This is a genomic window from Nocardioides sp. NPDC006273, from assembly GCF_040613495.1.
Classification (GTDB): domain Bacteria; phylum Actinomycetota; class Actinomycetes; order Propionibacteriales; family Nocardioidaceae; genus Nocardioides.
The window spans coordinates 1-3176 of the sequence record NZ_JBEXSD010000124.1; the positions used below are offsets into that span (position 1 = coordinate 1).

The window sequence follows — 3176 nt, forward strand, 5'->3', positions numbered from 1 at the left end:
GGAGGCGACGCTCCAGCCGGACGGGCAGGTCTCCTTCGTCTGCGACGACCTGGCCGCAGACGTGATCGCGTACCGCTTCGAGCAGCCGCGGACGACGACGGCCGGGATGACGCTGGCGGAGATCCGAACTCTGATCATGGAGGCGGTGCCACAGGCCACCTTCGGGACGGACACGGTAACGGACCAGCCGACACCCCAGTCCCTCACGTGGGACGAGGACCGCGGGCAGGCACTCGATGACCTGGCCCAGTCACTCGGCGGACGCTGGTACGCCCGCGGGAACGGCGAGTTCGTCGTCATGCCGTTCGACTACGTCCTCGGTCCGGTCGTGCAGGAGTTCCGGGACGGCCCGGGCGGGCTGCTGCTGGACGCGTCGATCCCGCGGTCGCGTACGGGGGTGGCGAACTCGGTGGTGGTGGTGTCGGAGCGTGCTGACGGTACGACGCCGATCCGGGTGCCGGCACGCAACACGGCGACCGGCAGCCCGACACGGTTCGGTGGCCTGTTCGGTCGGGTGTCGCAGACCATCAAGGTGCAGACCCCGATCAGCTTCCCGCAGGCGCAGGTGTTGGCTCGGACCCAGCTCCAGGCCGCGTCCGCGCTGTCGCGGCAGTGGAGGCCATCGCTGGTCCCGGATTACAGCATCGAGCCTGGCGACACCGTGAGCTTGCAGTTCATGGGCGTTCGCGACACGCAGATCATCGACAGCATCAGCTACCCCCTCGACACGGCCACCCCGATGGGGATCGCCACCCGAGCCGGGACGACAGGAGCCTGACATGGATACGACGCCGCTCGGCTTTCCCTACCCTGAGTGCGACCCGCCACGGGTCAAGGATCTGTCGGACATCGGGCAGCTGCGGGCGCTCGCCGAGGCCGTGGATGGTGTCGTCCAGCAGATTGCCACCGACCTCGACGACCAGCTCGTCCGGCCGCTGGGTGCCCGGATGCGCGAGTCCGTGGCCACCGCATGGCCTGGCGGCACGGCGAACCCCAACCTGAACCAGGTGGTCTTCGCATCGACGGGCATGGGGGACACCACCAGCGGCGGCATCCGGATCGTGGAGTCCGGCTGGTACCTGGTTGGCATGTACTCGCTGGTCCTCGCCCCGTCGGGAACGGAGGTGGCGGCACGGCCGAACATCCTCCGCAACGGGGCGAACGTGATCAATTATGGGGATGTCGGGCAGCAGGTGACCGCGACTGCGGGTGACGTGTACGTGTCGACGACGGTGCAGCTCGCGGCCGGCGACCTGTTGAAGCCGCGGATCGCGACGAATGGTGCGGCCGCGTACAACACGACGACCCACATGTGGGCGCTAGAGCTGCTGGAGGTGTGATGACGGTTCCGCTTCCCACGTCGGCTGAGCTTGCCGCACAGGATGGCCCGTACGCAGCATTCCGCATGGGTACGGTCGTGAGCTTCGCGACGAACCAGGCGGTCGTCTCTATCGGTGGCACATCATTCTCTGCGGCCTACCTGGTGGGGGCCAGCTTCACTGCTGGGGATCTGGTGTACGTGTCCCAGCAGGGCGGCTCGTGGGTGATCCACGGCGCTCTCGCGGGGGTCGGCGTGAACGAGTTGGCCGACGCCAACCCGTCGTTCGAGGACTCGGCGCCGGGGTCAGAGCCGGCACTGTGGGTTCAGGCGAACGTGTCGGGTAGCTCGGGCGCGGTGGTGCAGGAGGTGGCAGGCGCCCCGGACGGCACGCAGGTCGCCTCGGTGGGCAGCACGGACACTGCTGCCGCTGTCCACTACCTGTACTCGCAGCCGCGCCCGGTGACGGCTGGCTGGCAGTTCTCTGTGTCTGCGTCCGCTGCGGGTGACTACCAGCCGACGGACACACCGACCGCCGACGGCGCGCTGGTTGCCTTGTGGTTCGCGAACTCGACGAACCTCTACCCGGTGACGTCATCGGCGGACACCGTCATCGTGACGGCCAACGACCTCGTACAGCAGCCCCTGTACACCGTCCTCTCCGGGACCGTGTCAGCGCCCGTCACCGGCTTCATGCGGCTCGCTCTCCGTTCGTCGACGGCCGGGCTGCAGCGCGTGTGCTGGGACAACGTGATCGTGAGGAGAATCTGATGCCCGCCACTACCCCCCGCGGCTACGAGTACCCGCTGTACGGGGACACGCAGAACCCGCCAGCGCAGATCCAGGCCCTGGCCGAGGACATCGACGCCGACGTACAAGGCCTGTACACCGCCAGGACCACGGCCCGCAACGCACCCACGGCCCTCATCTCCCAGCTGTCCGACACCATTCCCAACAGCGTCCTGACGACCGTCACCTTCGACAACGAGCTGTACGACAACGCAGCCATGGTCAACCTCGGGGTGGACGCCACCGCGATCAGCATCACGAGCGCCGGCCTGTACCTGGTGTCGGGTGTCGTGCAGCAGAGCACCGCGCTCGGCACCACACCGAACGCGATCGCCATGTTCCTGCGGTCGGTTGGTGGCCTGGTGCCGGACATCGCAACGGTGACGAAGAACCTCGGATCGTCGATCACCACCCTGTCGATGGTGGCTCTGACGCGCTGCAACGTGGGCGAGAAGATCACGCTGGCGGTGCAGCAGAACAGTGGTGGACCGATCGACGTAGACAACTGCCGTCTCTCCGCAACCAAGGTGGCCCCCTGATGCCCGCATCCACCGTGAACCGGGGCTACCCGTACCCGGTACCGACCGACCCGACCGATGTGGCCGGCGACATCCAGGACCTTGCCGAGGCCATCGACACGGACCTGCAAGCGCTCCAGGCGAGCGTTGGGCCGCGGCCGATGGCACGGGTGCGTGGCGTTACGCCGGTCACGATGGAGGGGGCAACAGCGGACTCAGCTACCTTGTCGCTGGAGCTGGTCGACTTCAACATCGGTGGCGCTATTGCACCGTTGACCGGCAGCAACGTGAGGATTCTGCTCCCGGGTATGTGGCTGGTGGTGGCCACCTTCATCTACTCGATTCCGAACGGACCGAACGTTGCGAGCATCGGCGTGGACATCGTGGACGCTACGAACACCGAGGTGGGCCGGGCGAACACGCACCTGTTCCCGGCGGTGCCGGAGTTGCAGCGGAACATGGACGTCTCGGGGATGACGAACGTGGTGCCGGGGTCGCTGGACACGCTGCGCCTGAGGGCGGAGGTGCGCCGGTTCGCGGCCGCTACGACG

General features: G+C 67.5%; 5 protein-coding genes. All 5 read left to right on the forward strand.

Features of this window, described 5'->3' with window-relative positions; translation table 11 throughout:
• On the forward strand, window positions 1-778 hold a 778-nt coding region (locus ABZZ22_RS26890), incomplete at its 5' end, for a hypothetical protein (RefSeq protein WP_354938604.1).
• A 1-nt stretch (window position 779) separates the two neighbouring features.
• Window positions 780-1340, forward strand: a complete 561-nt coding sequence (locus tag ABZZ22_RS26895) for a hypothetical protein (RefSeq protein ID WP_354938607.1) — start codon at window positions 780-782, stop codon at window positions 1338-1340.
• Window positions 1340-2089 (forward strand): hypothetical protein, encoded by a 750-nt coding sequence (locus ABZZ22_RS26900; RefSeq protein ID WP_354938610.1) that lies wholly within the window; start codon window positions 1340-1342, stop codon window positions 2087-2089. Before ABZZ22_RS26895 ends, ABZZ22_RS26900 begins: the two co-directional genes overlap by 1 nt.
• The gene (locus ABZZ22_RS26905) at window positions 2089-2646 is read left to right on the forward strand and encodes a hypothetical protein (RefSeq protein ID WP_354938613.1); all 558 of its coding nucleotides are present in this window, start codon (window positions 2089-2091) and stop codon (window positions 2644-2646) included. The genes ABZZ22_RS26900 and ABZZ22_RS26905 overlap by 1 nt, the downstream gene beginning before the upstream one ends.
• The coding region (locus tag ABZZ22_RS26910) for a hypothetical protein (protein WP_354938616.1) at window positions 2646-3176 on the forward strand (531 nt) is incomplete at its 3' end. The genes ABZZ22_RS26905 and ABZZ22_RS26910, both read left to right, overlap by 1 nt.

Bases quoted from the DNA above. Each gene is read 5' to 3' on its own strand.
- ABZZ22_RS26900 (WP_354938610.1), top strand. From the start codon at position 1,340: ATGACGGTTCCGCTTCCCACGTCGGCTGAGCTTGCCGCACAGGATGGC.
- ABZZ22_RS26895 (WP_354938607.1), top strand. From the start codon at position 780: ATGGATACGACGCCGCTCGGCTTTCCCTACCCTGAGTGCGACCCGCCA.
- ABZZ22_RS26905 (WP_354938613.1), top strand. From the start codon at position 2,089: ATGCCCGCCACTACCCCCCGCGGCTACGAGTACCCGCTGTACGGGGAC.